The sequence below is a fragment of the Daejeonella sp. genome (assembly GCF_044342615.1).
Classification (GTDB): Bacteria; Bacteroidota; Bacteroidia; order Sphingobacteriales; family Sphingobacteriaceae; genus Daejeonella.
This window is the reverse complement of sequence record NZ_JBIIPN010000180.1, coordinates 1-4,218: the sequence shown is the minus strand read 5'-3', so window position 1 is coordinate 4,218 and position 4,218 is coordinate 1. Positions and strand designations below refer to the sequence as shown.

General features: G+C 38.3%; 6 protein-coding genes. All 6 read right to left on the bottom strand.

Annotated features, from left to right (window positions below; translation table 11 throughout):
• Positions 1 to 1,082, bottom strand: a 1,082-nt coding sequence (locus tag ACIQ0D_RS11840) for an acetyl/propionyl/methylcrotonyl-CoA carboxylase subunit alpha (protein ID WP_395805876.1), incomplete at its 3' end; no start/stop codon positions are given.
• Between the two features lie 93 nt (positions 1,083 to 1,175).
• The gene (gene accB / locus ACIQ0D_RS11835) at positions 1,176 to 1,655 is read right to left on the bottom strand and encodes an acetyl-CoA carboxylase biotin carboxyl carrier protein (protein ID WP_395805874.1); all 480 of its coding nucleotides are present in this window, start codon (positions 1,653 to 1,655) and stop codon (positions 1,176 to 1,178) included.
• Positions 1,656 to 1,724: 69 nt separating this feature from the next.
• On the bottom strand, positions 1,725 to 2,711 hold the full coding sequence (locus ACIQ0D_RS11830) for a beta-ketoacyl-ACP synthase III (RefSeq protein WP_395805872.1): 987 nt from the start codon (positions 2,709 to 2,711) through the stop codon (positions 1,725 to 1,727).
• 15 nt (positions 2,712 to 2,726) lie between these two features.
• A complete protein-coding gene (gene plsX / locus ACIQ0D_RS11825) occupies positions 2,727 to 3,662 on the bottom strand; it encodes a phosphate acyltransferase PlsX (RefSeq protein WP_395805870.1) in 936 nt (311 codons plus the stop codon).
• A 14-nt stretch (positions 3,663 to 3,676) separates the two neighbouring features.
• Positions 3,677 to 3,868 (bottom strand): 50S ribosomal protein L32, encoded by a 192-nt coding sequence (rpmF, locus tag ACIQ0D_RS11820; RefSeq protein ID WP_395805868.1) that lies wholly within the window; start codon positions 3,866 to 3,868, stop codon positions 3,677 to 3,679.
• Between the two features lie 18 nt (positions 3,869 to 3,886).
• Positions 3,887 to 4,218, bottom strand: a 332-nt coding sequence (locus tag ACIQ0D_RS11815) for a YceD family protein (protein WP_395805866.1), incomplete at its 5' end; no start/stop codon positions are given.

Below are 4,218 nucleotides of genomic sequence, written 5' to 3'. Positions count from 1 at the left end.
CCGCCTGGTGAATGAAAATTAGTGATTAATCCTGGTGAAGGTCTGAAATTGTTAAATGGATCTTCTGCATTGATACGGCATTCAATTGCGTGCATTTCTGGAATATAATTCTTTCCTGAAATTGGAATACCAGCAGCAACTTTTATCTGCTCTTTAATTAAGTCGAAGTTTATAACCTCCTCAGTAACAGGATGTTCTACTTGAATACGGGTATTCATCTCCATGAAGTAGAAGTTACGGTGCTTATCGACTAAGAATTCAACTGTTCCTGCGCCTTCGTAGTTTACAGCCATTGCTCCTTTAATTGCAGCAGCACCCATTTGTTCTCTCAGCTCATCAGTCATAAAAGGTGATGGTGATTCTTCAACTAATTTTTGATGACGTCTTTGAATGGAGCAATCGCGTTCAGATAAATGACATACCTTACCAAATTGATCACCTATTACTTGAATTTCAATGTGTCGTGGATCTTCCACATATTTTTCGAGGTATAAGCCATCGTTACCAAATGCTGCGGCAGATTCTTGACGAGCTGAATCCCATGCTGGTTCAAACTCTTCATCATTCCATACGATGCGCATTCCGCGACCGCCACCACCTGCTGTAGCTTTTAAAATGACTGGATATTTAATCTCGTTTGCGATTTTAATACCTTCTTTAACATCAGTTAATAGTCCTTCAGAACCCGGAATAGTTGGCACTCCTGCCTCCTTCATCGTTTCCTTTGCGGATGCTTTATCACCCATGCCATTAATCTGATCAGCGGTAGCACCAATAAATTTGATACCATACTCGTTACAGATAGCTGAAAATTTAGCGTTTTCTGATAAAAATCCGTATCCAGGATGGATGGCATCTGCATTGGTTAACTCTGCTGCAGAAATGATATTAGGAATGCTTAGGTAAGAGTCTTTACTTGGTGGCGGACCGATACAAACGGCTTCATCAGCAAATCGAACGTGTAGGCTATGGCGATCGGCTGTTGAATAAACAGCAACGGTTTTAATTCCCATCTCCTTACAAGTACGAATGATTCGAAGAGCTATTTCACCGCGATTTGCAATTAGTATTTTTTTGAACATAATTTTTCTTTTGATAATTTGAGGATGAAAAATGATGAACTATTGATTAGGGATTTATTACCTAGTCTATAATTCTCAAATTATTTCTTCAAATTAGATAGGCTCAACTAAAAATAGAGGCTGATCGTATTCTACCGGACTAGCATTGTCGACTAATACTTTTACGATACGACCTGAAATTTCAGATTCGATTTCGTTGAAAAGCTTCATTGCCTCAATGATACAAACCACTTTCCCTGCTTTAACTTCATCGCCAACGTTAACTAATAATGGCTTATCCGGACTAGATGAGCGGTAGAATGTACCAATCATTGGTGATTTGATAGTCAGGTAAGCTGAATCATCTTCTTTTGCTGGTGTTGCAGCTTTTGGCTCTGAAATGGTTGTTACAGTAGCCACAGTAGCAGCAGCAACCGGTAGTTGTGGAGCGGCCTGTACAGGTGCACTCGCTGCAAAAATCGGTGGCTGATTGGTTTTTATGGTAATTTTAAACTCTTTCTGTTCAAGTGAAACTTCATTTACTCCAGATTTGGAAACAAATTTGATAAGTTCCTGAATTTGTTTAATATCCATTTTGTTTAGTTTAGGTTTTGGATTCTATTTTATAATTATAACAAAAATATTAAAAAAGAGCCTGATTTTTTAGTAAGCCCACTTAAGATATAAAGATCCCCAAGTAAAGCCACCTCCAAATGCAGCTAAGATAAGATTATCACCTTTCTTAAGCTTGCTTTCCCACTCCCATAAACACAAAGGTATGGTTCCATTCGTTGTATTCCCATACTTTTCGATATTTATCATCACTTTGTCTGCATTAATGCCACAACGATTGCTTGTAGCGTCTATAATGCGCTTATTTGCTTGATGCGGAACAAGCCAATCTACATTTTCTGAAGTTAGATTATTTTTTTCCATGATCTCTGCAGCAACATCAGCCATATTGGTAACCGCAAATTTAAATACTGCCTGACCTTCTTGATGTAAGAAATGTTCATCATTATCTACTGTTTCATGGCTGGCAGGTCTAAGCGATCCGCCCGCCTTCTGACAAAGATAGGGTCCGCCTGAACCATCACTTTTTAGGATGGAATCAATAACTCCATATCCTTCAGTATTTGGCTCAAGTAATACGGCACCACAACCATCTCCAAAAATGATGCAGCTGGTACGGTCTTTATAATTAATGATTGACGACATTTTATCGCCACCAACAACTAATACTTTTTTATGTTTTCCTGATTCAATAAATTGAGATCCTGTGGCTAGTCCGAATAAAAAGCCTGAACATGCCGCATTTAAATCATAACCCCAAGCATTTATTGCCCCTACTTTATGAGCTAGAATATTTGCTGATGCTGGGAAAACCATATCAGGAGTTGTGGTACAAAAGATAATCATGTCGATTTCTTCAGCACTTATGCCACGTTTTTTGAGTAAACCTTCAACAGCTTTGGCACCCATATCTGATGTGCCTAAATTGCCTTTAAGAATACGACGTTCTTTAATACCTGTGCGGGTAACTATCCACTCATCGTTGGTTTCAACCATTTTTTCTAGCTCCTGATTCGTAAGAATATATTCAGGGACATAGGCATTTACGGCTGTTATTGCAGCGTGAATTTTAGACATAATAAATAAGGTATATTATTTGAAAGCTTCTCTGATTTTATCTACGAACTTAGTCTCGACCATTGTGCGTGATAAAAGAACCATATTTTTAATTGCTTCGGGACTAGAGATACCGTGGCCAATAAGAACAGGTGCATTGACCCCTAAGATAGGGCTGCCTCCATATTGCTCATAATTGAAACGGTCAAAGAATTCATCTTTAAATCCTTTTTTGAGCGTGAGTATATAGAATGTTTCAGCTAATTTTAACATGACATTACCTGTAAAACCATCGCAAACTATTACATCTGCTTTGTCGTTAAACAAGTCTCTGCCCTCAATATTGCCGATAAAATTTATTTCTGATTGTTTTAAAAGAGGGAAGGTGGCTTGTGTAAGCACATTACCTTTTTCTTCTTCTTCCCCTAAATTCATTAATCCTACTCTGGGATTTTGAATGTGGTAAACATGCTCTGCGTACAAACTACCTAATAATCCAAATTGAGCCAAAACTTCTGGCTTACAATCGGCATTAGCTCCAACATCCAACATAATTCCGAAACCGGATTTAAGCTTAGGGACATTTGTTGCTACTGCTGGACGCAATACGCCTGGTACAGGTTTTACACTTAAAACTGCACCAACTAACATTGCGCCTGTATTGCCTGCAGAGCCAAAAGAATCTATTTTACCCTCTTTAAGGTATTGGAAACCTAAACTAATACTTGAGTTAGGTTTTTGTATGACAGATTTTGCAGCATGATCACCCATGCCAATAACTTCAGTTGTATGAACGAAGTCAAATGCATCTTGGCTTAAACCTGCTTCTTCAATGAAGGGTAGAGCTTGATCTTTATCGCCAAAGAGAACGATTCTCTCTTCCGACGAAAGGGATTTTTGAGCTTCAATTGCACCCAAAACTGTCGCTTTGGGAGCAAAGTCTCCACCCATAATGTCTAAGCCAATCCTCATTTTAGCAAATTTGCTTAGGCAACAGATGAGTTTTCAATCACCATTTTTCCGTTGTAATACAAGTTGCCATCAACTGTATATGCACGGTGAGGTAAATGAACAGCACCAGTAGTCTGACAAGTAGTTAATCCTGGAGCTTCTGCTTTATAATGCGTTCTTCTCTTATCTCTTCTTGATTTTGATATTTTCCGTTTTGGATGTGCCATTTGTTCCTATGTATTAATTTACTTTTTTATGTTCTTTAATGCTTCCCATCTTGGGTCAACATCTTTAATTTCTTCTTTTGGTCCCGGTGCTAACTGCTTTAATTTTTCAATCATTTCAGAATCACACCATTCTGTATTTCCTTCATCCTCACAGCGACTAATATAAGGTGCTGCAAGATTGATAAATTCATAAATTAACGTTGCTACGTTAATCTCCGTCTCGCTTCTCTTTAAAACAACAATCTCTTCGGTATCATCCTCCAGATTTTCGTCTCCACTCAATTTAACAATTTGCCTCTCCTTGAAATCTACCAGATAAGGATAATCTGCTAAACACACATCGCATCCCA